This window comes from Devosia equisanguinis, from assembly GCF_900631955.1.
Taxonomy (GTDB): Bacteria; Pseudomonadota; Alphaproteobacteria; order Rhizobiales; family Devosiaceae; genus Devosia; species Devosia equisanguinis.
This window is the reverse complement of record NZ_UZWD01000004.1, coordinates 1-19,973: the sequence shown is the minus strand read 5'-3', so window position 1 is coordinate 19,973 and position 19,973 is coordinate 1. Positions and strand designations below refer to the sequence as shown.

The 19,973-nt window shown below is 60.8% G+C and carries 21 protein-coding genes; 3 read left to right on the top strand and 18 right to left on the bottom strand.

Going from position 1 to position 19,973, the window contains the following annotated elements; all coding sequences use genetic code 11:
* Nucleotides 1-277: 277 nt before the first annotated feature.
* The 17 genes from DEVEQU_RS00160 to DEVEQU_RS00080 all read right to left on the bottom strand — a co-directional run bounded on the left by DEVEQU_RS00160 (nt 278) and on the right by DEVEQU_RS00080 (nt 15,579).
* The gene (locus tag DEVEQU_RS00160; protein ID WP_126148546.1) at nt 278-1,246 is read right to left on the bottom strand and encodes a bile acid:sodium symporter family protein; all 969 of its coding nucleotides are present in this window, start codon (nt 1,244-1,246) and stop codon (nt 278-280) included.
* Nucleotides 1,247-1,264: 18 nt separating this feature from the next.
* Nucleotides 1,265-2,620 (bottom strand): amidase, encoded by a 1,356-nt coding sequence (locus DEVEQU_RS00155; RefSeq protein ID WP_223214051.1) that lies wholly within the window; start codon nt 2,618-2,620, stop codon nt 1,265-1,267.
* The gene (gene atzD / locus DEVEQU_RS00150; protein ID WP_126148545.1) at nt 2,617-3,690 is read right to left on the bottom strand and encodes a cyanuric acid amidohydrolase; all 1,074 of its coding nucleotides are present in this window, start codon (nt 3,688-3,690) and stop codon (nt 2,617-2,619) included. The genes DEVEQU_RS00155 and atzD (DEVEQU_RS00150) overlap by 4 nt, the downstream gene beginning before the upstream one ends.
* Nucleotides 3,691-3,702: 12 nt before the next feature.
* Complete coding sequence (locus DEVEQU_RS00145) at nt 3,703-4,473, bottom strand: ABC transporter permease (protein WP_126148544.1); 771 nt, start codon at nt 4,471-4,473, stop codon at nt 3,703-3,705.
* On the bottom strand, nt 4,470-5,237 hold the full coding sequence (locus DEVEQU_RS00140) for an ABC transporter ATP-binding protein (RefSeq protein WP_126148543.1): 768 nt from the start codon (nt 5,235-5,237) through the stop codon (nt 4,470-4,472). The genes DEVEQU_RS00145 and DEVEQU_RS00140 overlap by 4 nt, the downstream gene beginning before the upstream one ends.
* 89 nt (nt 5,238-5,326) lie before the next feature.
* Nucleotides 5,327-6,307, bottom strand: coding sequence for an ABC transporter substrate-binding protein (locus tag DEVEQU_RS00135; protein WP_126148542.1), 981 nt, complete (start codon nt 6,305-6,307; stop codon nt 5,327-5,329).
* Nucleotides 6,308-6,350: 43 nt separating this feature from the next.
* Entirely contained in the window at nt 6,351-7,574 is a 1,224-nt protein-coding gene (locus DEVEQU_RS00130; protein WP_126148541.1) for an FAD-dependent oxidoreductase, read from the bottom strand.
* 2 nt (nt 7,575-7,576) lie between these two features.
* Complete coding sequence (gene atzD / locus DEVEQU_RS00125; RefSeq protein WP_223214050.1) at nt 7,577-8,701, bottom strand: cyanuric acid amidohydrolase; 1,125 nt, start codon at nt 8,699-8,701, stop codon at nt 7,577-7,579.
* Between the two features lie 199 nt (nt 8,702-8,900).
* The gene (locus DEVEQU_RS00120; RefSeq protein WP_126148539.1) at nt 8,901-9,800 is read right to left on the bottom strand and encodes a LysR family transcriptional regulator; all 900 of its coding nucleotides are present in this window, start codon (nt 9,798-9,800) and stop codon (nt 8,901-8,903) included.
* A 248-nt stretch (nt 9,801-10,048) separates the two neighbouring features.
* Entirely contained in the window at nt 10,049-10,774 is a 726-nt protein-coding gene (arsH, locus tag DEVEQU_RS00115) for an arsenical resistance protein ArsH (RefSeq protein ID WP_126148538.1), read from the bottom strand.
* Nucleotides 10,749-11,171, bottom strand: a complete 423-nt coding sequence (gene arsC, locus DEVEQU_RS00110) for an arsenate reductase (glutaredoxin) (RefSeq protein WP_126148537.1) — start codon at nt 11,169-11,171, stop codon at nt 10,749-10,751. The genes arsH and arsC overlap by 26 nt, the downstream gene beginning before the upstream one ends.
* Nucleotides 11,168-12,229 (bottom strand): ACR3 family arsenite efflux transporter, encoded by a 1,062-nt coding sequence (gene arsB / locus DEVEQU_RS00105; RefSeq protein ID WP_126148536.1) that lies wholly within the window; start codon nt 12,227-12,229, stop codon nt 11,168-11,170. The genes arsC and arsB overlap by 4 nt, the downstream gene beginning before the upstream one ends.
* A gap of 4 nt (nt 12,230-12,233) precedes the next feature.
* The gene (locus DEVEQU_RS00100; protein ID WP_126148535.1) at nt 12,234-12,638 is read right to left on the bottom strand and encodes an OsmC family protein; all 405 of its coding nucleotides are present in this window, start codon (nt 12,636-12,638) and stop codon (nt 12,234-12,236) included.
* The gene (locus DEVEQU_RS00095; protein ID WP_126148534.1) at nt 12,638-13,168 is read right to left on the bottom strand and encodes an arsenate reductase ArsC; all 531 of its coding nucleotides are present in this window, start codon (nt 13,166-13,168) and stop codon (nt 12,638-12,640) included. Before DEVEQU_RS00095 ends, DEVEQU_RS00100 begins: the two co-directional genes overlap by 1 nt.
* Nucleotides 13,158-13,520: an ArsR/SmtB family transcription factor gene (locus DEVEQU_RS00090; RefSeq protein ID WP_126148533.1), complete on the bottom strand. Its 363-nt coding sequence runs from the start codon at nt 13,518-13,520 to the stop codon at nt 13,158-13,160. Before DEVEQU_RS00090 ends, DEVEQU_RS00095 begins: the two co-directional genes overlap by 11 nt.
* Nucleotides 13,521-13,853: 333 nt before the next feature.
* Nucleotides 13,854-14,789 carry a sensor domain-containing diguanylate cyclase gene (locus DEVEQU_RS00085; RefSeq protein WP_126148532.1) on the bottom strand — a complete coding sequence of 312 codons (936 nt, stop codon included), beginning with the start codon at nt 14,787-14,789 and terminating at the stop codon, nt 13,854-13,856.
* The gene (locus tag DEVEQU_RS00080; RefSeq protein WP_126148531.1) at nt 14,782-15,579 is read right to left on the bottom strand and encodes an alpha/beta fold hydrolase; all 798 of its coding nucleotides are present in this window, start codon (nt 15,577-15,579) and stop codon (nt 14,782-14,784) included. Before DEVEQU_RS00080 ends, DEVEQU_RS00085 begins: the two co-directional genes overlap by 8 nt.
* A gap of 304 nt (nt 15,580-15,883) precedes the next feature.
* Between DEVEQU_RS00080 and DEVEQU_RS00075 the strand changes: the two genes are divergently transcribed.
* Nucleotides 15,884-16,516, top strand: a complete 633-nt coding sequence (locus DEVEQU_RS00075) for a tyrosine-type recombinase/integrase (RefSeq protein WP_126148530.1) — start codon at nt 15,884-15,886, stop codon at nt 16,514-16,516.
* Between the two features lie 419 nt (nt 16,517-16,935).
* Nucleotides 16,936-17,550 carry a hypothetical protein gene (locus DEVEQU_RS00070; protein WP_126148529.1) on the top strand — a complete coding sequence of 205 codons (615 nt, stop codon included), beginning with the start codon at nt 16,936-16,938 and terminating at the stop codon, nt 17,548-17,550.
* 152 nt (nt 17,551-17,702) lie between these two features.
* Here the strand turns inward: DEVEQU_RS00070 and DEVEQU_RS00065 are convergent, their stop codons facing one another.
* On the bottom strand, nt 17,703-19,292 hold the full coding sequence (locus DEVEQU_RS00065; RefSeq protein WP_223214071.1) for a winged helix-turn-helix domain-containing tetratricopeptide repeat protein: 1,590 nt from the start codon (nt 19,290-19,292) through the stop codon (nt 17,703-17,705).
* 20 nt (nt 19,293-19,312) lie between these two features.
* Between DEVEQU_RS00065 and DEVEQU_RS00060 the strand changes: the two genes are divergently transcribed.
* Nucleotides 19,313-19,852, top strand: a complete 540-nt coding sequence (locus DEVEQU_RS00060; protein ID WP_126148527.1) for a carboxymuconolactone decarboxylase family protein — start codon at nt 19,313-19,315, stop codon at nt 19,850-19,852.
* Nucleotides 19,853-19,973 lie beyond the last annotated feature (121 nt).

Genomic DNA, 19,973 nt, shown 5'->3' with positions numbered 1-19,973 from the left:
CTGCGCACACGTCCGCTGTAGGGAAAGCAAAGCGCAGGTCACCCCTCCGGAATGGGGTCGGCAGCCGCCAGTCAGAAACGCGCCCCATTCCGGCTGTTCAAGAAGCGTGCTTCATTCGCTGAAAGCAGACGCTCAGACCTACGAGAAGGATATTGCCTGGACGGCTCCAACTCTCGTGCAAGTTGCGTCCGTTTTCCCTGCTGCTGGAAGTAAGCGTTGGAGTTGACGTCAGGATCACTGCCGCTCACACCCTATCGTGCTCATGATAGAAAGTGGCTCAGGTTTGTCTGCTCAGGCGGTGGGCAATGGACGCACATACAAAGATCTGGAGTTGATGAAAGATCAGCAATGGCAGCACGATAAGACTGACGGCCTGTCCCATGAAAAGGATATTCGCAACTGGAATGCCGGTGGCCATGCTTTTGGTCGAGCCGCAAAACAGCAAGGCCACGCGATCGGAGCGGTCAAGACCGAGCTTCCGCGCCAGCAGCATGCTCCCGGCTAATATGATGGCAAGCAGCAAAATCTCAGCGCCGAGGAGGACGACAATGTCACAAGGTGTGACGCGCATCCAGACGCCGGCAACCATTCCCGCGCTGAATGCGGTGTAGACGATGAGGAGAATGGACCCGCGATCTACGGCCAGCGTCAGGCGTGGATGTTGCGCGAACCAAGCGCCGATGACGCGCCTCGAGATCTGACCAAGGGCGAACGGCAGCAAGATCTGGACACCGATGTTGACCACTGCCGACCCGCTTGGCCCCTCGCCCGTCTGCAGCAGTATTGCCGATAGCAAGGGAGTCAACGCGACGGCCGCGATATTGGATAGGGTTGCTGCGCAAACGGCTCCGCCGACATTGCCTTGAGCCAGCGAAGTAAAGGCGATGCAGGACTGGACGGTCGAAGGCAGAAGGCAAAGGAATAGCACGCCCAGCGCCAGATTGGCTGGTAGAATCGAACCAATTGCGGTTGCCAGCGCAAGACCGATCACTGGAAACAGCGCGAAGGTTGTGAGTAGCGTCGTCCCCTGCAGGCGCCAGTTGGCTAGCCCGGCCAGCACGGCACGCGGATCGAGTTTGGCGCCATAAACAAAGAAAAGCACGACGACTGCGGCGTAGGACGCGCGCGACAACCATTCCGCCACCATGTCGGTCGCTGGAAGGACCATCGCTGATAGAACTGTCAGCACCAGCAGGACAAAAAACGGGTCCGGACGGAAACGCTGCAGGGGTGAGGGCGAGGACATGGAGCGTATTGCTCTGAATTATAGCGTCGGCATGTCGGCTGGCTGGCTTCCAGATGCCGCTTGTGCGAAGGCCAGAAGTTGCCGGTCACCGTCTGCTTGCCCAATCAGCTGGCAGCCGGCCGGCAGGCCACTCGCGCCGCGCGCCGTAGGTATGGTGATCGCCGGCAGCCCTAGCGCATTGGCAAAGGCGGTGAAGAGGGCATGGCCCCGTGGACCGACCGGGACGCCCGCAATACTGTGCGGATGCGACTGCTCCTTCTCCCAGGAGAAGGCGGCAATGGCGGGTGTCAGCATCATCTCGTAACCGTCGATCAGCGCTTCGAAGGCATGCCGCATATCCTCGAGCGCGGCCAGCGCCGCAGCATAGTCACCGCCGCTGCAGACGCGACCGGTCTCGGCCATGGCGCGAATGCTCTCGCCGGCAAGGGCATCGAGCTCGGGGTGGCAGTCGAAAAGATGGGCGACGCCGCTGCTGGAAACCACCGGCCAGATCCTGTCAATCGGCATGAAGGTGTCGACGGAGTCCACGGTGACGACCACGTGTCCCTGAATTGCCAGGGCAGCGGCAGCCTCGGTCACCAGGCGATCGATCTCAGGATCGACAGGCTGGTGGTTGAAGCTTCTCACGTGGAGGATGCGGGATGGTGCGACGTGCCTTGGATCACCCGTCGCCGGAGCCAGAATATTCATCATGGCGGCGATGTCGGGCACAGAGCGCGCGATCGGCCCTACGACTTCAAAAGCACCCAGAAGTGCCGGGAAGCCTTTCCCGCGCTGAACCGCGCCAGCGCTGGGCTTGAAACCGAATTGGCCGGTATGGGCAGCCGGCCGGCGAATGGAGCCGCCGCCATCGGTGCACAAGGCCAACGGACCAATGCCTGCCGCCACCGCTGCTGCTGCGCCACCGCTCGATCCGCCCGGGGTCAAGTCAGGCGCCCAGGGATTTCCTGTGGGGCCGAAGAGCGCGTTGTCGGTGTAGCCCTGCAGCGTCAGCTCCGGCACATTGGTCTTGCCGATAAAGACCAATCCGGCGCGTCGGAGCCGGGACACCGGCACTTCGTCGGCGTCGGGCACGAAGTCGGCAAAAGCGCGACTGCCCCAGGTCGTGCGCAGACCCTGAACCAGCAAGTTGTCCTTGATGGTGATTGGGACCCCGTCGAGCGGGCTCAGCGCTTGGCCAGCCTGCCAACGTGCGGTGCTCGCCATGGCGTCGCTTTCCGACGCCGGGTTAAACGTGACCACAGCATTGAGGCGACCGTTTACTTCGGCGCACCGGTCCATGACTGACCGCAGCGCCTCGAGAGGTGTCGCGCTCCTCGCTGCGAAACGTGCGGCGAGCTCAGTCGCCTGCAATTGCCAGAGCGGTCGGGTCACGAACGAGCCCTTACAATCGCGGCAATCGGCGCCTCGCCGGGCGGGCACTGATGCTCGGTGCCGCCCGATAGAAAGATAGCCGGATCACCGGTGACCGAGGCTATCACCGCGCCGACTGCAGCCCGGGCATGTCGCTCGTAATTGATATCGGCGTCGGAATACATCGTCGTCCGCCGCCCGCGCAGCATGGTCGATGCTTCGGCTTTGGCAAAGACCGTGACGATGTCTTCCACCGCGGCATTGGCGCTGCGCGCCGCCGCGCCCACAGCGCTTGCGTCAAGAGCGTCTTTCAGCGTTGCGTGGCCGATACTGTAATCGCTGCTGGCGCTTGGAGAATTACCGAACAAGATGATTTCACATTTGGTGAGCTCACCTCCGGCAGAGGTAGATGCGACCTTCGAATAAAGGTTCATGTCCCGGGCAATGCTTGCCGGCGTAACCTTCTCCGCCTGTACTTCGCCGAGGCCGACGGCGACCCCGAGCGCCATCGCGCCGCGTGCAAAGGGCTTGGATCCATTGGGGTCGTCGGTGACCAGAGCTTGCCCGGCGGCCTTGGCGGACGCGATTGCCGCCGGGGTTAGCAATGGACCCTTGACCTGAACATAGTGCACGTCGGCCGGGTCTTTGATGTCGGCATCAGCCAGGGCCTGCCGCACAGCGTCGGCGACAAGAATGACATGCGCGGGCGTGCCAAATTCGTCTGGTGCAATGTCCCGGGTCATAGCTAGACCCAATGCCAAGCGCGGGCTCGCCGGAGGAATAGTTGACGCGTTGGAGCGGGTAAAAACGGTCGCATGCGGGGACAATACACCCTCGGTACCCCCAGACCAGACGAAGGCAATTTCGCTCATGATCGCTTCCTTAGCGCGGCCGAGATGAGGCTCGAGTGCCAGCGCAAAAGAAAGCGTCGCGAGAGCTCGCGTAAAGTCGTTGGCCCCGCCATTGCCTTCGGTCTTGCCGATCACCGCAACGATTTCGCGAGGATCGAGGGCGCCGGAGGCGATCAGGCCCTTCAGTTCAGACGTGTCCGAAGGGGCCGCCATAGCGACCTTATGAACTCCAATCTTCATGACTCGATGACCCTACTTGCCTCCCCAATGAACGAAGCGCCGTTCAATCACCATGAAGAGCAGGTTGAGCACGTAGCCCAGGGCCCCGGCGGCAAAGATCGAGGCATACATTTCGGGCATGTCGAAGATCATCTGCGAGTCGATGATGCGTTTGCCCAGCCCGTCGCTCGAGCCGATGAACATTTCGGCGACGATGACGATCACCAGCGCAATGGAGATGCCAGAGCGCATGCCGACAAAGGTTTGCGGCAGCGACTCCCAGATGGTGACGTCGGTCAGGACACGCAGGCCCGATGCCCCCATGACCCTTGCCGCCAACTGCCGCTGCTTGCGAGCGTTCATCACGCCATAGGCGACATTGAACAGGATGGCCAAGGCAGCACCGAAGGCCGCGACGGCGATCTTGGCTTCTTCGCCGGTGCCGAAAAACACGAGAAACAGCGGGAAAAGCGCGGAAGCCGGCGTTGAGCGGAAGAAGTCGATCGTGAACTCGATGCCACGATAGACACTGTCGGAGGATCCCAGCAACACGCCAAGGGGAACGGCGATGATGGTGGCGATGGCGAAGGATACGGTGGTGCGCACGATAGTGCGCCAGAAGTCGACCCACAGACTGCCCTCGGCGAGGCCTGAGACAAAAGCATTCCAGCTCTCGGCAGGAGATGGAAGCAACACCGGATCGACGGCCTGGATGGCGTTGATGAACCACCAGACCACTACCAGGGCCGCGGCGCCGAGAAGTGGCTGAATGCGATAGACGAGGCGTTTTGCGGCAGTGCTCATTTGCGGACCTCCCGCTGAAAGATTTCGAGGGTGCGCGTCTTCACATCGATGAATTCGGGCGTGATGGTGGTTTCCGCCGTACGCGGGCGTAGGGCGTTGAATTCGAGGCGCCCGGCAATGTTGGTCGGCTTCTTGGTGAGCAACAGGATTTCGTCAGCCAGTTCTACCGCTTCGTCGAGATCGTGCGACACCAACACGGTGGTCACCTGCATCTCGGTCAACACCTTTTGCAACTTGGAGCGTAGGAACAGGGTCATTTCGTAGTCCAACGCGGAAAAGGGCTCGTCAAGAAACAGCACTTCAGGGTCGACGACGAGCGCTCGCATGATCGACACGAGCTGCTGCTGGCCGCCCGACAGCTGGTAGGGGTAGCGGTTGAGGTCGATCTTGACGTCGAAGCTGCTCAGAAGCTGTTCAACGCGCCGGTCGCATTCAGCCTTGCCGAGTTTGAGGAATTGTAGCGGATAGCGAATGTTGTCGATCGCCCGCAACCAGGGGAACACCGCCTCACGATAGTTCTGGAAGACATAGCCGATGCGGGTTTCGCGCGCCGTCTTGCCGTCGAATAGGATCTGCCCGGCATCATAGGGCATGATGCCGGAGATCATGTTGATCAGGGTCGACTTGCCGCAACCATTGGGCCCAAACACCGAAACGATCTTGCTCTTGGGAATGTCGAGATCGAAGCCCTGGTACAAAACGACGTCGTCGAACGTCTTGGTCAAGCCGCGCACGGTAATATGCGTGCCGGGCGGAAACCACATGTGGCGGTTCGGATCTTCGGCGGGAGGCGCGGAATGCGCCTCCCTTCTGGTTGCGAGCTTGAGAACGGTGGAGGCCAAGGCGTGTCCCTTCAGTAGGAAGTCAGGAGAGTGCTGGCATCGACGGTGGTGGGAACGACGCCCAGATCGACACCCACATCGACGAACTTCTGAAAGTCGGCGATGTCGTCTTCGGTGAGATCGCTCGCCATAACGAAATGGGCCAGCGGCACGGTACGGACCAGGTCAGGCGGCACGTTCATGTCCCCGGCGAGGAGTTCGCGCGCGCTCGGATCATTGTTGGCATCTTCGACAGCCAGAGCCCAGGCCGCTGCAAAACGCGCGGCGACGTCAGCCTTGTCGCCGATGAAGCTGCTGGAGAAGGCTGCCCCTGCCGCATAGGCCTCGGCTTGGGCATCGCCGAGCAGGTAGGTGGAGATGACACCGGCCTCGAGCCGCTTGGCGATGCCCTGAGCGATCATGTTGGTTGCCAGCGGCTCGAGGGTGTAGCCGCCCTCGAAACTGCCGGACTGGATGGCGCCGATATGGTTCCCCATCGGCTGCTCCTGCATGGTGTAGTCGGCGCCTTCTTCGAGACCGATCTCGGAAAGCACGGCGATCGCAGCGCCCATATTGGCGGGACCCGGCGCCGAGAACAGCCGCGCGCCTTCAAGATCAGCCAGGGTTTCCGCTTCGCTGTCGGCGGGCACCACGAACTGCTCGGTGATGTACTCGGCATTCTGCCCGTTGATGGCGATGTATTTGAGCGTATCGGGGCGGCGTGCGACGATATTGGCGCCTTCAAGGGTCACAACGTTTGAGGCCACATCGATGTCGCCGGTTACCAGCGACTGAATGATCAGTGGGTGGGTGCTAAGGATGACGGTTTCGACCTCAATGCCCTGGCCAGCAAAATAGCCGCGGTCGAGCGCGATGTAATAAGGAAGAGCGGAGCTCGACGGGAAAACCCCGACCCGGACCTTGTCGAGGTCCTGGGCGGCGGCAGTCCCCATACCAGCTAGCGTGAGGCAGGTTGCTGCCAGAAGTATTGCGCTGCGGCGGTTAGTGATCATTTTTGTTCCCTGTTTTCTTTTTGTCTCGGCAAAGCGTCGCCGATTATTGTGCGGCGCGCTCCTGGCCTTGCAGCGGCCAGGTGGCGTCGAAATCGTGGTAGAGTTGCTTGAGCTTGGACTGGAATGCCGGCTCAGTCTTTTTCAGCGTTCCGGCAACCGGGTCCGATCCGGCGAGGAGCGTGTCACTGGCTTCGAGCGAAAAATTCATGACAAAGCGGATGCGGGCGGCGCGCGCGTCGGAAACGGCGCCCAGCCATTCGCGAGGATCGAAATTGCCTGCGGCAACTAGGTCTCGGATCACCATGAGCGCCGTGCATGACCCTTCGATGGCCTGCGTCGCGCCTTGCCCAAGAGTAGGCACCATACCGTGCGAACTGTCGCCCAGATAAAGCACGTCGGAGTCTGGCTCGAAAATGCGCACTTCCGATTCCTGTAAGCGCGCCCAATGGAGATTGGTCGTTGGGTTGCATACCGCCTCGACCAGCCACTGGCCCTGCTCACTGAGCGTCCCGTCGGACGGCGTGTAAGCCTCCCGCAACGCCTCGCGCGCCTTGTGCGCATCGGTGATGTCGCCACCCACCGAGATCGGGAACGTGCCTGAAATATAGATATGGTCCGGCGGCACGCGGAAGCCGAGCAGGCGATTGTCGCGATTGAACCACTGCTCGTAATCGTTGATCACGCCCTCGCTGGTGTCCGCCAGCAGGGTGCGGAAGATGGCGACGCCAACCTGCCTGGCCTTGGCGTCACCGGCGAATCGCTGCCGGACCTTGGAAAATCGGCCATCGACGCCGATCAGCAAGTCGATGTCGTCGAGGGCATGCGCGCCAGTCGCGTCAGTCCAGCGCAGGAAGGTGCGACCACTGCCGTCGCCCGTCGGACCCATATCGGTGATGTCGGCGCCATAGCGTATAAGGCCATCGGCGCCCTGGCGCAGCACGCGGTAGAGCTCGGACCAGCGCAGGCGCCAACCTGCGCTCGGCGCCACATCGCGCATCCTGATGTTCATGAGCTCGGTGCCGTCGGTCAGCGTCACTCGCCAGGTGTCCCAGGGCAGCGCCGCAGCGGTGATTGCATTAGCCAGTTCGGCATCGACCCGGCTCAAGGCGCCAACGGCGTTTGGCCCGATGTTGAGCCCGGTGCCGGCTTCAGCCTGATCGTCGGGGGCCACGCGTTCGAGACAGGTGACGTCGAGCCCCGGGAGTTGCGCAAGGCCCCGTGCCATGATGGCTCCGGCCACGCCTGCCCCGACGATTGCGATCCGCATGCTCATTCTCCCGTCAGTTCTTGTTGGGCCGCGCGCTCGGCGATTACGGCGATCAAACCACCGCCATCGGGCCCTTGATGTTCGGCACCGCCCGACACGAAAATGCGGGTATCTCCGATCACGCCGGCGACAAGCCCGCCCACCGCACCGCGAATGTGACGCTGCGGATCGATGTCGATGTCGTTAAGCATGGTATGTCGCTGCCCACGAATGGCGCCGCGACGGTCCGGTTCGGCTTTGACAAGGACGCAGCGGATACGGTCGCGATGCAACGCACCAACTTGTCTGCTGGGCGGGAGACCAAGGTCTCCCAGCACGTCGTGGATGGCATCGAGATCGATAGCATCCTGCATGGGCCGGTGCGCCACTGTGAGCGGACCGGTCCAACGCCGCGAATTCCCGAGCACAACCACTTCGTTGCAATCCACCTCGACGCCGGAGGAAATGCTGGCGCGGCTGCAATAGGCGGCGAAGTCGCCCAGCATCATATCGTCATTGATTGCATCGAGATTCATCTCGCCCAGCCCGACGGCGACGCCCATAGCTCCGGCTGCGCGGGCCCTGGCCATGGATTGTCCGGCCGAACTGGCCTTGAGCGGCACGCCTGTCGCCTGCAGCGCTGCCAGCCGCGCCGAGGTAAGGCAGGGAGTTTTGACCTGGACGAAATGGACGTCGTCCATGGCTTCGATTCCGGCATCTGCGACAGCCGCACGGACGGCCGCAGCGATGCTCTGGGCATGTGCCTTGGTACCGATAAGCGCATGCTCGGTGGGTTCGGAAAACGCCGTACCGATCGCTAGCGCCGGTATGGAGCCAGGCCCATCCGCGTCTACCCGGCAAAGCACGGTATAGTGGGGCGACAACACACCCTCGGTGCCGCCGGACAACACGCAAGGGATGCGCTTTGCCAGCATGGTCGCCGGTTCGTTGAGATAGCGCTCGAGCAGCGTCATCAGCCGGTCGGTAAAGTAGCCACGGGTGAAGTCGTTGACGCCGCCATTGCCCTCGGTCTTGCCGATTATGGCGCAGATGGATCGCGCATGGACGGCGCGGCTCTGGAGCAGACTCGCGAGCGCGGAGACGTCTCCCGGATGGGCCATCGACAATCTATGGATTTCGGCTCGCACGCGGCACCCTCGCCTTGCTAAGTGTTCACTTACGAACACACTGAGCGACAAGGCTGGTCTGCCGATAGAACAATTAGTTGATCGACGTGCACACAAATTGTGTGCGGTACTGCCTAAACGGCTGCGATTACTGACAGGACGAACGGATAGGGCGCACGCGCCATGCGTTCACTGCATGCGGACCATGATGGTTTTGCAGCTAGAGGCGGCCGAGCCGCTGTTTCAGGGCTTCACTAAAGCTGAGCGCAGGCAGCGACAGCTTCCGGCCGGTGCGGCATCCCAGCACGAGATTGCCCCGGCTGAGCTCGGGATCACTCAACGGGATGGCCACCAGTTCACCGCGTTCGACATCGCGGCGCGTGCCGATCTCAAATTGGAAGCAGATCGCCCCAGTTTGCCGTGAAAATGTTTTGAGCGACTGGACCGTGCTCGATTTGAGCCGCACATCCAGAGTTAGGTGCAGCCGCTTGAGCACTTGGTCGATCATGTAGCGACTGCCGAACGAAGCACTGCCCAGGGCGACCGGGTAAGGCTGGCAATCGGCGAGGCGCAATTTGCTGCGTCCGGCCAGTGGATGGCTCGGCGGCATCATCGCACAGAGTGGCTGGGCTACCACGGCCATGGTGGTAAAGTCAGCGGAGCTGGGCGGATTATGGCCTAGGAACACTTCGGCATCGTCCTTGAGCAGCGAAGCAAGCAGGTCGCTGGTGCCTCCTTCGATGATCTGGAACTGCACTCGCGGGTGATGAGCCTGGTACTCGGCAATGGCCGACGGCACGAGATCATCGGAGACCGAATGGGCGATGGCCAATTGCACGCTGCCCCGCACCAGCCCGCGCAATTGTTCGATCTGCGCATTGACGGTCTCGATATCGGAAAGGTTGCGACGGATCGAATTGAGTAACACTTCGCCGGCCGTGGTCAGTCGAACCCCTTTGGCCAATCGCTCGAAGAGCGGTAGGCCCATCTCTTCTTCGATTTCGATGATCTTGCGGTTGAGCGCCGTCGAGGCCACGCCGAGCTTGGTAGCGGCACGACGAATTGAGCCGTGCCGCGCGACCGCATCGAGATAAAGGTAATAGCGAGGAGGGCGGAACATGTTGCCAAAGCTAACCAGTTTTGATCACCCAAACCAGACTTCACTACGGCAACGAACCAACAACAACGGACTGCAACTTTGCGCCCCATTCCGGCCGTTGAGGCCGGAAATCCGATATCCCAGACCTGCCGTTCCACCGTGGCCGGCTCAATGGCGATTTTGGGTGGAATGCTGACAGGCTGCTTTGGAATGTCCGCATTACGAAAACTGACGTCTCGTATCGACGAATTCTGGAGCCAACCTGCGTTTTAGATCGACTTAATGCCGACCCGCTCCTCAAGTTTAGCTGCCGTTTCTTTACGCTCGCTGTAGCGGGAGGTCAGGTAGCCGGAAACGCCGCGATTGATCAGCGTGACCTTCACCAGCTCTTCCATGACGTCGACAACCCTGTCGTAATACGACGACGGTCTCATGCGTCCGTCGTCGTCGAACTCCTGGAAGGCCTTGGCCACCGACGACTGGTTCGGGATGGTGACCATCCGCATCCACCGGCCCAGGATACGCATCTGGTTCACGGCGTTGAAGGACTGGGACCCGCCCGACACCTGCATGACTGCCAAGGTTCTACCTTGCGTGGGGCGGATGGCGCCTCCCGGTAGCGGTATCCAGTCGATCTGCGCCTTCATCACTGCGCTCATGGCACCGTGTCGCTCGGGCGACGTCCAGACCTGCCCCTCCGACCACAGCATGGCCTCACGCAGTTCCTGCACCTTGGGGTGAGTGTCCGGTGCGTCGTTCGGCAGCGGCAAGCCGTTAGCGTGAAAGACCCGGACCTCGGCGCCGAACGCTTCGAGCAGCCGCTGCCCTTCAAGGGTCAGGAACCGGGAATAGGAGCGCTCCCGCAGCGAGCCGTAGAGCATCAGGATGCGTGGCTTGTGCTGCAGGTTCGGAGCATTGAGACGAGAGAAATCTGGAACTTCGAGAGCGGCCGGTACGACGTTGGGTAGATCAGACAAGCCGGCTCCCTTCTGCATTGATGATGACCTCGCCGTCCTCTTTGGTGAACGGGCCGATCTCAGGGTTTTCGAGGATGTCGAGCACGACCTCGGAGGGGCGGCATAGGCGCGTGCCTCTCGGGGTCACCACAAAGGGACGGTTGAGCAGGATTGGGTGTTCCGCGATCGCGTCGAGCAAATCATCGTCGGTCCTGGTGGGGTCAGCCAATCCGAGTTCATCGAAGGGTGTATCCTTCTTTCGAAGCGCCTCGCGCACAGTGAGCCCGGCATCGCGGATCAGCCGGGTGACGGTGGCCCGGTCGGGCGGGGTCTTGAGGTATTCGATCACCGCGGGCTCGACGCCGCTCTGGCGGATCATCGCCAAGGTGTTGCGAGACGTGCCGCAGTCGGGGTTGTGATAGATGGTGACGCTCATTCGGCGGCCCTCGCTTCGGTGTTGCGGCTGACGGCTGCACCGCGTTCGTACCAGCCCTTGGTGCGGTTCACGATCCAGACCACCGAGAGCATCACCGGCACTTCCACCAGCACGCCGACAACGGTGGCAAGCGCTGCGCCGGAATTGAAGCCGAACAGGCTGATGGCGGCGGCAACTGCCAGCTCGAAGAAGTTCGAGGCACCGATCAGGGCGGACGGTCCCGCAACGCAGTGCTGCTCCCCCGACACCCGGTTCAGCAGGTAGGCGAGGCCGGAGTTGAAGTAGACCTGGATCAGGATCGGCACCGCCAGCAGCAGGATGACCGTGGGCTGGGCGATGATCTGTTCGCCCTGGAAGCCGAAGAGCATGACGAGGGTCAGCAGCAATGAGGCAATGGAGATCGGCTGCAGGACTGCAAGCGCCCGGTTCATCTTGTCGATCCCGCCGTTGGCCAGCAGCCAGCGGCGGTAGAGCTGTGCGGCGATCACCGGCACGACGATATAAAGCCCGACCGAGAGCAGCAGCGTGTCCCAGGGGACGGTGATAGCGGAGAGACCGAGCAGCAGGCCGACGATGGGGGCGAAGGCTATCACCATGATGGCGTCGTTCAGCGCCACCTGCGACAGGGTGAAGTGCGGCTCGCCCCGGGTCAGGTTGGACCACACGAATACCATGGCGGTACAGGGTGCAGTGGCAAGGATGATAAGGCCGGCTATGTAGCTGTCGATCTGCGTTTCCGGCAGCAGCGGGCGGAACAGCCAGCCGATGAAAAGCCAGCCCAACAATGCCATGGAGAACGGTTTGATGGCCCAGTTGATGAACAGGGTGACGCCGATACCGCGCCAGTAGGCGCCGACCTGGCGCAGCGACATGAAGTCGATGCGCACCAGCATGGGGATGATCATCAGCCAGATCAGGACCGCCATCGGCAGGTTGACCCGCGCATATTCGAGAGCGGCCAAGCCCTCGAAGAACGAAGGCAGGAAATGGCCGGCGGCGACCCCGACAATGATGCAGATGGCGACCCAAAGGGTCAGGTAGCGTTCGAAGATGGACACGGGGTCAGGTCTTTCGGATCAGCTTGCCGTTGAGACCGGCAGACTCGGCGACGGTGTTGAAGATGGTGCCGTATTTGCGTACGTTCGTGTGCAGCAGTTCCAGCCTCTGGTCGGACTCGTCACTGTCGACCGTCAGGACGTAATCGACCGAGATGATGCGCGGCGGAGCATCCTGGCGCTTGGCCTCAAGGCTCACCTCCACCCCGCGAAGCTCGAACTTCAGCATCGGGCTGACCCGCTCGATGCCCTTGAGCATGCAGGCGGCTATCGAGGCGAGAAACAACTCGGCCGGATTGAAGGCGTCCGGGCGTCCCGCAAGGGCGGTGTCGATAACCAATTCCGCCTCCTTGCAGGTGGCGAGGCTGCCATTGGCGTCGACCCGCCTTGCGTGAACCTTGTATTCAAGCATCAGGCCGCCCCTTTGTCCGATCCGGTGGAGCCATCCATGGCGCCAATGCCTTGCAGCCTCGAGGTGAGCGACATCCGATCGATGGTCGCCAGCGGCAGGTTCATGAAGGCCGCGATGCGGTTGCGCAGGTAGCGCAAGGCGTCGTCGAACGCAGCCTCCTTCTTGAAGTCGGGGCCCTCGACTGCGGCGGGGTCCTCGATGCCCCAGTGCGCCGTCACCGGATGTCCCGGCCAGACCGGGCAGGCTTCGCCGGCGGCGTTGTCACAGACGGTAAAGACGAAGTCCATCTTCGGCGCGTCAGGCGTCGCGAACTCGTCCCATGCCTTCGAGCGCAGGCCGTCGGTGGAGATTCCCGCCTTGCGCAGCGTCTGCAGGGTCAGGGGATGCACCGCACCCTTGGGCGTCGAGCCGGCCGAAAACCCGCGGAAGCGATCACCACCCACATGGTTGATCAGGGCTTCCCCTAGGATCGATCGAGCCGAGTTTCCGGTGCAGAGGAACAGGAGGTTGTAGACGCGATCAGCAGGCATTCTTTCCCTCCGAAGGGGTGGTGCAGCATAGGGTGAATTCGGCGACGAGCGGCTCACACAGTTCCGGACGACCACCGCAGCAGTCCTGGACCAGGAAGCTGGTGAGTTCGCGGACGCGGTCGAGGACGGCGCGATAGATGATGGAGCGGCTGTGACGCTCCGACTCGACCAGCCCGGCGCGCGCAAGGATCGCCAGGTGCGAGGACATCGTGTTCTGCGGTACCTCCAGGCGGCGCGCGATCTCGCCGGCCGGAAGCCCCGCCGGCTCGTGCTCCATAAGGAGACGGAACGTTTCGAGGCGTGTCGGTTGCGAAAGCGCAGCGAAGATTTCGATAGCGTAATTTGATTCCATATATCGAGGATTATGGATTTATGGGCCAGTGTCAAGATGTGGACATTCCACGTTTCGTGGAGTGCCTTGGCAGCTTTCAGTACTTAGATGCGACAGCCCAAATGGCAGAAATGGGGTCGATAGCGACCGGACTACCATTCAGTTTGATGGCCAAGCCGTGTCCAATATTGTAATCTGCATGGGCCATAAATATGACGAACCTTTTCCACGCGCTCAATCGGGCGATTAGCGGGCAAAGTTCGAAATTCACTTCTCCACGCTGGCTGTGTGACTACGACAATCAACCATTTTGAATTCCAGCGCACATGGCATCAGGCGGCGCTTCGTAGCGCATCAACCGAAGGGCACCAATGTACCGTCGGCGTCCATCATCATCGTGCGGTTGCGGCCAAGTGCTTTCGCTTCGTAGAGCGCGCGATCCGCAGCCTTCACTGCGGATTTGAAGCTCTCTCCGGACTGCGGCGGCCAACAGTATAGGCCGATGCTCACCGTTATGGGCGCGCCGCTCCCTGTCACACTCGCCGCAGCCTTGTGCAGACGGCACACGAAGTGACTTGCGGCCTCGGCATTGGTGGCTGTCACGGCGAAGATGAATTCTTCACCCCCATACCGGGCGGCAAGTTCGTTCGACCCGACCAATGGGGCGAAGGCTCCACCAAGCTGACGCAATACATCGTCCCCGGCTAGGTGTCCGTAGGTGTCGTTGACTGCTTTGAAACGGTCAATGTCCAGGAGCAAGATCACGACCGACGCAGCAGCGCGATTTGCCGCCGCACTAAATGGCGCGATCATGCGTGTGAACTCCCGCCGGTTCATCAGCCCGGTCAGGTCGTCTCGCGCGGCCAACTCCTTCAGCGAACGCGCTTGCTTCTGCAACAGATTGCGGGAGGCCAGTACCTCCGTCTGAAGCTTGTCGCGCTTGTCCGCGCGCATAAAGCTCCAGAACACGAAGCCCGGCCTGTCGCCATGAACCCAAGCGCTGACAACCACCGGAGCGCGGGTCCCCGACCCGGTCTCGACGGTCAGCAAGACTTCGTCGCAGTGCCCTTTGGTAAGCAGGATCGGAAGGACGTAGCTATCGCAGAAAATCCGGGATGCCGGGGTCAGCAATGTCTCGATACCAAGTCCCAGCAAATCGTCTTGTGCGCGGTCCAACTGCATCGCGGCATGCGCATTGGCGAAGCGGATGACACGCATGTCATCCGTCGCAATGCACCCCACCGGAAAGCGGTCAATACCGAAAGGGTCGCCCGCTGCTGTGTCAAACACCAGTGAATTCTCTGATGAGGGTCGCGACCTGGGTGGGATGGGTCATGTGGAGGCAGTGCCCGTCCGCGTCGATCACCTCATATTGGCTGTTGGGAAGCGCATCATGCATGTATCGCCCCACCGAGGTCGCGGCGAGCGAGTCGCGCTCGCTTTGAACAAGCAGAACGGGGTGAGCCGCCCTGCTCAGAAGATCGCGATGGTCTGACAGGAATGTCGCCTCGGCGAAGGTTCTGGCCGTCAAGGGATCGGTGGAGCAGAAACTGCGCCTGAGCTCTTCTGACAGCTCGCTGTCAGCGGGCTGACCACTAACGAGTGGAGCCAAGTGTTGCGCCCAGCCGATGTAGTTTCTGTCCATCAGGGAAATGAGTTCCTCCAGGTCGCTCCGCTCGAATCCGCCAGCGTAGCCAGGCAGGTTAAGAAAGCAGGGCGAGGGACAGACCATCACAATATCTGCGAAGCGCGCAGGGGAAGCGACGGCGGAAATCAGCCCGATCAGACCGCTGACGGAATGGCCGACCAACGTGGCACCGCGCAGGTCGAGAGCCTCGCAAATCTCGCCCAAATCCTCGGCAAAGCCTTCCAGCCGGCTGTGCCGGTCAAGGTCGAAGGCAGAGAGGTCAGAGCCTCCGCTGCCGGTGTAATCGAAGAGAACGAGACGAAAGCCATCGAGATGGGGCATCAGCCGCTGCCACATGTTTTGATCGCAACCAAAGCCATGTGCCAACACAAGGGTGCGTTCACCGTCGCCCCGGATTGCTACGTTGTTCCGGCTCAGTACGTTGGTGAACATAAATCCAGCTTTGCTCAAATGGTTAGCCCGCCACGCGAAACATAAAATTTCTACATTAACTTTCCACGAATTTGGCTAGCTGGATCGTAACCTTCGTGACGTCGCAGTGCTGGATGGCGATCTCATAGCAGTTGAACGGCGGCTTACAGGCAATCGACGAAGCGGTCTGAACGGCCGCAATGGGGTCGACTGCGGGCGGTCTGGTGCCCCTACTCTGCCCTTGCGTTTAAGGATGCCGTCTTTTCGCTAATGCCCCTGCCATAGTCGTTTCTCTTTTGGCCGCTTTGGCCACAGGAGAAATGTAATGGGTATCTCGCAATATGACCCTGCCGCAGCAGGCAGACCTGCCTGGAACGCCGGTAAGCAAGTGGGCGCCAAACGCGCTCTGAAAATTAAACAGATTTGGTCAATCCGCTTCTTTCTTGATCGGGAAGGTCGAATGCGAGATCGAGCGCTGTTCGACCTTGCGCTCGACAGCAAGCTTCGAGGCTGTGACTTGGTGAAGATCAAGATCGGGACGCTTGTGACTGGCCCCACTGTCCGATCTCGATCGATGGTGGTCCAGCAAAAGACGGGAAGACCAGTTCAGTTTGAGATCACCGCCGACACGAGGGCCAGCTTGCTCGCTTGGCTCGAACGGCGAGGCGGCAGCGTCGATGACTACGCGTTCCCAAGCCGCGTCCATCCTCGAGACCACCTCAGTACGCGGCAATACGCAAGACTCGTGGACGAGTGGGTGACTGCCATAGGTCTTGCACCCGAGGAATATGGCACCCATTCGCTCCGTCGAACCAAGGCCTCACTTATCTACAAGGCCACAGGCAACTTGCGAGCCATTCAGATTTTGCTCGGGCACAGCAAGATTGAGAACACGGTTCGTTACCTTGGCGTAGATGTCGACGACGCCTTATCGCTTTCAGAGGCCACTGAAATCTAACCATCAAAGTCTTCGCCGGCGGCTAATTCAATCCGTCGGCGGAGCGCCCCATTTCCACCGTTCGATGAACCTTCTCGCCTTCCGAGAAGCGGACGTCGCCGAATGGCTAGCTCAACGGCAAGACGGGGGTGGATATCTGCTGGACAGCAACGCACGCCTTCCAGTCCTCCGACGAAGCTTCTCCCAAACCGGACATTGGCCGTCGCTACCGCGTCCGATCGAGAACCGATGGCTTAGCTGTCGGGGACGATCTTGCGGCGCGGATCCGCGTGATACGAGGACGACAGCAATCATCGCTGGAGCGTCACCCAGCCCTATCTAGGTTTTGACCTCGCGATCTGGGAGTCGGCCAAATCGACCTTGACCTCCGTGAGCGTCGATATCACGGTTGGCTTGTTTCGCTGTCGAGGGAGAGCACCATGACGATGATGCGAGCCGCAGCCTTGACCTTACTGTTAGCTCCGGGCCCCGCAACTGCTGCAGGCTCGGTTCCGTGGGACAGCTTCCTAGCTCAGATGGAGTCGTATGAGTTCATCACGGGGACCGCTGATCAGTTCGCGAGGTTGCTGGGGAACGAAGACCAGGAAGGCCTCGACGCCCTTGCCAAGGAGGTCGCTCAGAGCCTGAATACTGATCACCTTGCGTTAATCGCGGAGGGTTTCAACGTCGGCCCTCTCCCGGGCGAGGATGAGGCGCAGTATTTCGAACGCTTGAGCACCAAGGTAACGCAGCTTGGCATATTTGAGGACGCCAGCGCCTCACGCGTAGCGCTGGAAGGCCTTGGAGCGTGCGAGACCGCCGGTATCCTCCTGCGGCATCTGATTCTCATGGTGGCAGACGGCGCAGCTAAGCCTAAACTTATCGAGGGCCATCTGGTTCTAGACGGCACCGGCAACGACTGGCGATACGCAGAGGCTTTCGCTCGCTGCCAGATTGTGGGGCGGCACGTGCTCCAACCATCGGCAGTCGGCTATAGTCAAAATGCCTGCCAAGCCACCCGGCAATCTTACTGCCCCGATATAGTTGACCAGTAGACCATCTGTACGACCGGTCACGTCCCACAGCGTTCAGGGTAAAACTGGAAGACGGCTATGCGCCCCATTCCGCCGTCGTTGGACTAAACGAGCAATCCAGAAAGACCCCATTCCTTTCACTAAGGAGAAATGGTGCGATGATTTACAATTGACTAACGCTCAGGAAGCCCGGCGGCCCTGAGGCTGGGGATTACTGCGAGACCGTACGCGTCATCACACCGGTCAACGCCCTCCTCGAGCGCTGTCAGGGTGAGCGTAGGGTTCAACTCGCGAAGCCGCCTGACCATGGCTCGGGCGTCGTCCATTCGACCGAGGCGCTCGTAGCAGGTGGCCAAGGTCATGTAGGTGAAGGGCCACTCGTTGAAGGTCGCTAGCGACCTGAGGCACCATTGCACCGCAGTCTCAAGATTGCCGCGCATCATCTCTGCCGCCCCCATGCCGTGCAAACTCACGTAAGCGTCAGGGGCACTGGGGCTGAGCTCGTAGGCGCGCCTCCGGCATCGCAATGCCTCGTCCGCGTCACCGCTCATTTGATGGCCGATGCCGCTCAGATTGAGAATAACGACATTGTTCGGATTTTCTCGCACCGCTTCACGCAAACCTTCGAGCATGGCGGCATTGCGTTCCAGTCGATAGAGCACGAAGCTGCAAATGGCCCGCACAATCGGATCACTGCGTCCGACCTTGAGCGCCGCATGGGCGAGCGCAATGCAATTGTCGTGGTCGCTGTTTCCGAGGGAAGGCAGTCGAGCAGAGATGCGCTTTTCATAGATCCAGGCCGCATAGGCCAATGGCAGGCCAAAGCTCGGATCGAGTTCTGCCGATTTCTGCAGCAGTGCCAACGCCTCCTCATGCCTCTGCGGCGTTGGCGCATAGACCATGGGCAGGGCCTTGAGGAAGAGGTCATAGGCATCGAGACTCTCAGGCGGTTTGCGGCGCACGCGCTCGATTTCGGCCGTGCGGATGGCAGGTTCGATCACACCCACGACAGCTTGTGTGATGCGATCCTGAAAGGCGAAAACCTCCGACGCGCTGCCATCATAGCTCTCCGCAAAGAGCGCCGCTCCGACATCTGCACTGAGCAGTTGCGCGGTAACCCGCAACCGATCGGCCCGGCGCCGCACCCCCACTTCAAGGATGTAGCGCACGCCCAGTTCGCGTGCCGCAGTGGCGGCATTCGAGCCCCGATCCCGCAAGGCAAAGCTTGCGCTGCGAGACAGCACGGCAAATGTCTTGAAGCGTGACAGCGCAGTGATAACGTCGTCGACAGTGCCGTCAGAGAAATCGTTTTCCTCGTCGCCAGAACCTTGGTTAAGGACAGGGAGGACAGCAATCAGCGGCGGACCGCGCAGGGTTTCGGACGATGGAGGTCGGACCACCAAGCGATAGCCGATGCGCGGTACTGTGATGACGATGCTATCACCATCGGCGCCCAAGGCGCGGCGCAGCGCCGAGATCTGCACGCTGAGATTGCTTTCCTCAACGACCAGTCCAGGCCATGCCCGTTCCATCAGCGTGTCCTTGCTGACGGCTGCGCCCCCTGCCTCGGCCAAGGTTTCAAACAGCACATATCCCCGCTGACCGAGGGCCAGCGTTCGTCCATCGCGCATCAACTGACGGCGTTCGTGGTCCAGCGTGAATGGTCCCAAGGTCGTGCCCATAGCGCCGAGCATAGCCAGTTTTCGGAAGTTTTCGACTCTTTCAAAAGACCCGAAACACCCAACTCTGAAAAGCTCCTGCATCGACAACAGGAGAGTTTCCGATGACCAGTTATGCCCATCTGACCAATGCGCTTGTGTCCGTGTTCGCATTTTCGGCAATGCCGATGTTGGCAATGGCCGACGATGCCGACGCAACGTATCAGAATATCAGCGAAACCTATGGCGCTGTGCCCACGTTTTTCTGGCAGTTTCCTCGCGAAGAGCTCCCCAATGCCTGGGAAGCATTCTCGAACCACCAGATGAACCCCAACCTGGCGCTGGAGAGCGGCATGCGGGAGCTGATCGGTGTCGCCGTCGCTGCGCAAGGTTCTTGCCAGTCTTGTCTCTACTTTCACACCGCTGCAGCGCTCGCAAATGGCGCTTCCCAAGCCGACATTCTGGCAGCACTTCGTGTTGGCGAGGCTACGGTACGTCTTGACGCTATAATCTCTAAAGTCGATGTGGCGCCCGAAGACTTCCGGCGGGCAACGGATCTTGTTCTTTGGGGCGATATGACAACGGTCGCGGTGCGAAGCCCATCCGCCGAATTCTGCGGACGGCTTCTTGCGGCCGTTGATTTGGCCGGATTTTGCGAGGAGTAGGCCACTCCGTTTCGGCTCTGTGGTAAGCGGGTAACCGAGGCCGTTATGGCTTGAAGTTCCAAGGCATCAGTTCGGTAATCTGGTTGTTAGGCCAGCCGCCGGCGATGCGCTGTAGGGTCTG

Excerpts from the sequence above, each read along its gene's own strand:
- DEVEQU_RS00095 (WP_126148534.1), bottom strand. The coding sequence starts at position 13,168 with ATGCCTGCTGATCGCGTCTACAACCTCCTGTTCCTCTGCACCGGAAAC.
- DEVEQU_RS00120 (WP_126148539.1), bottom strand. The coding sequence starts at position 9,800 with ATGTTCCGCCCTCCTCGCTATTACCTTTATCTCGATGCGGTCGCGCGG.
- DEVEQU_RS00075 (WP_126148530.1), top strand. The coding sequence starts at position 15,884 with ATGGGTATCTCGCAATATGACCCTGCCGCAGCAGGCAGACCTGCCTGG.
- atzD (WP_126148545.1), bottom strand. The coding sequence starts at position 3,690 with ATGAAGATTGGAGTTCATAAGGTCGCTATGGCGGCCCCTTCGGACACG.
- DEVEQU_RS00135 (WP_126148542.1), bottom strand. The coding sequence starts at position 6,307 with ATGATCACTAACCGCCGCAGCGCAATACTTCTGGCAGCAACCTGCCTC.
- arsC (WP_126148537.1), bottom strand. The coding sequence starts at position 11,171 with ATGAGCGTCACCATCTATCACAACCCCGACTGCGGCACGTCTCGCAAC.
- DEVEQU_RS00080 (WP_126148531.1), bottom strand. The coding sequence starts at position 15,579 with ATGTTCACCAACGTACTGAGCCGGAACAACGTAGCAATCCGGGGCGAC.
- arsH (WP_126148538.1), bottom strand. The coding sequence starts at position 10,774 with ATGCAGAAGGGAGCCGGCTTGTCTGATCTACCCAACGTCGTACCGGCC.
- DEVEQU_RS00130 (WP_126148541.1), bottom strand. The coding sequence starts at position 7,574 with ATGCGGATCGCAATCGTCGGGGCAGGCGTGGCCGGAGCCATCATGGCA.
- DEVEQU_RS00065 (WP_223214071.1), bottom strand. The coding sequence starts at position 19,292 with ATGCAGGAGCTTTTCAGAGTTGGGTGTTTCGGGTCTTTTGAAAGAGTC.
- DEVEQU_RS00060 (WP_126148527.1), top strand. The coding sequence starts at position 19,313 with ATGACCAGTTATGCCCATCTGACCAATGCGCTTGTGTCCGTGTTCGCA.
- DEVEQU_RS00145 (WP_126148544.1), bottom strand. The coding sequence starts at position 4,473 with ATGAGCACTGCCGCAAAACGCCTCGTCTATCGCATTCAGCCACTTCTC.
- DEVEQU_RS00070 (WP_126148529.1), top strand. The coding sequence starts at position 16,936 with ATGACGATGATGCGAGCCGCAGCCTTGACCTTACTGTTAGCTCCGGGC.
- DEVEQU_RS00160 (WP_126148546.1), bottom strand. The coding sequence starts at position 1,246 with ATGTCCTCGCCCTCACCCCTGCAGCGTTTCCGTCCGGACCCGTTTTTT.
- DEVEQU_RS00090 (WP_126148533.1), bottom strand. The coding sequence starts at position 13,520 with ATGGAATCAAATTACGCTATCGAAATCTTCGCTGCGCTTTCGCAACCG.
- DEVEQU_RS00140 (WP_126148543.1), bottom strand. The coding sequence starts at position 5,237 with ATGTGGTTTCCGCCCGGCACGCATATTACCGTGCGCGGCTTGACCAAG.
- DEVEQU_RS00100 (WP_126148535.1), bottom strand. The coding sequence starts at position 12,638 with ATGCTTGAATACAAGGTTCACGCAAGGCGGGTCGACGCCAATGGCAGC.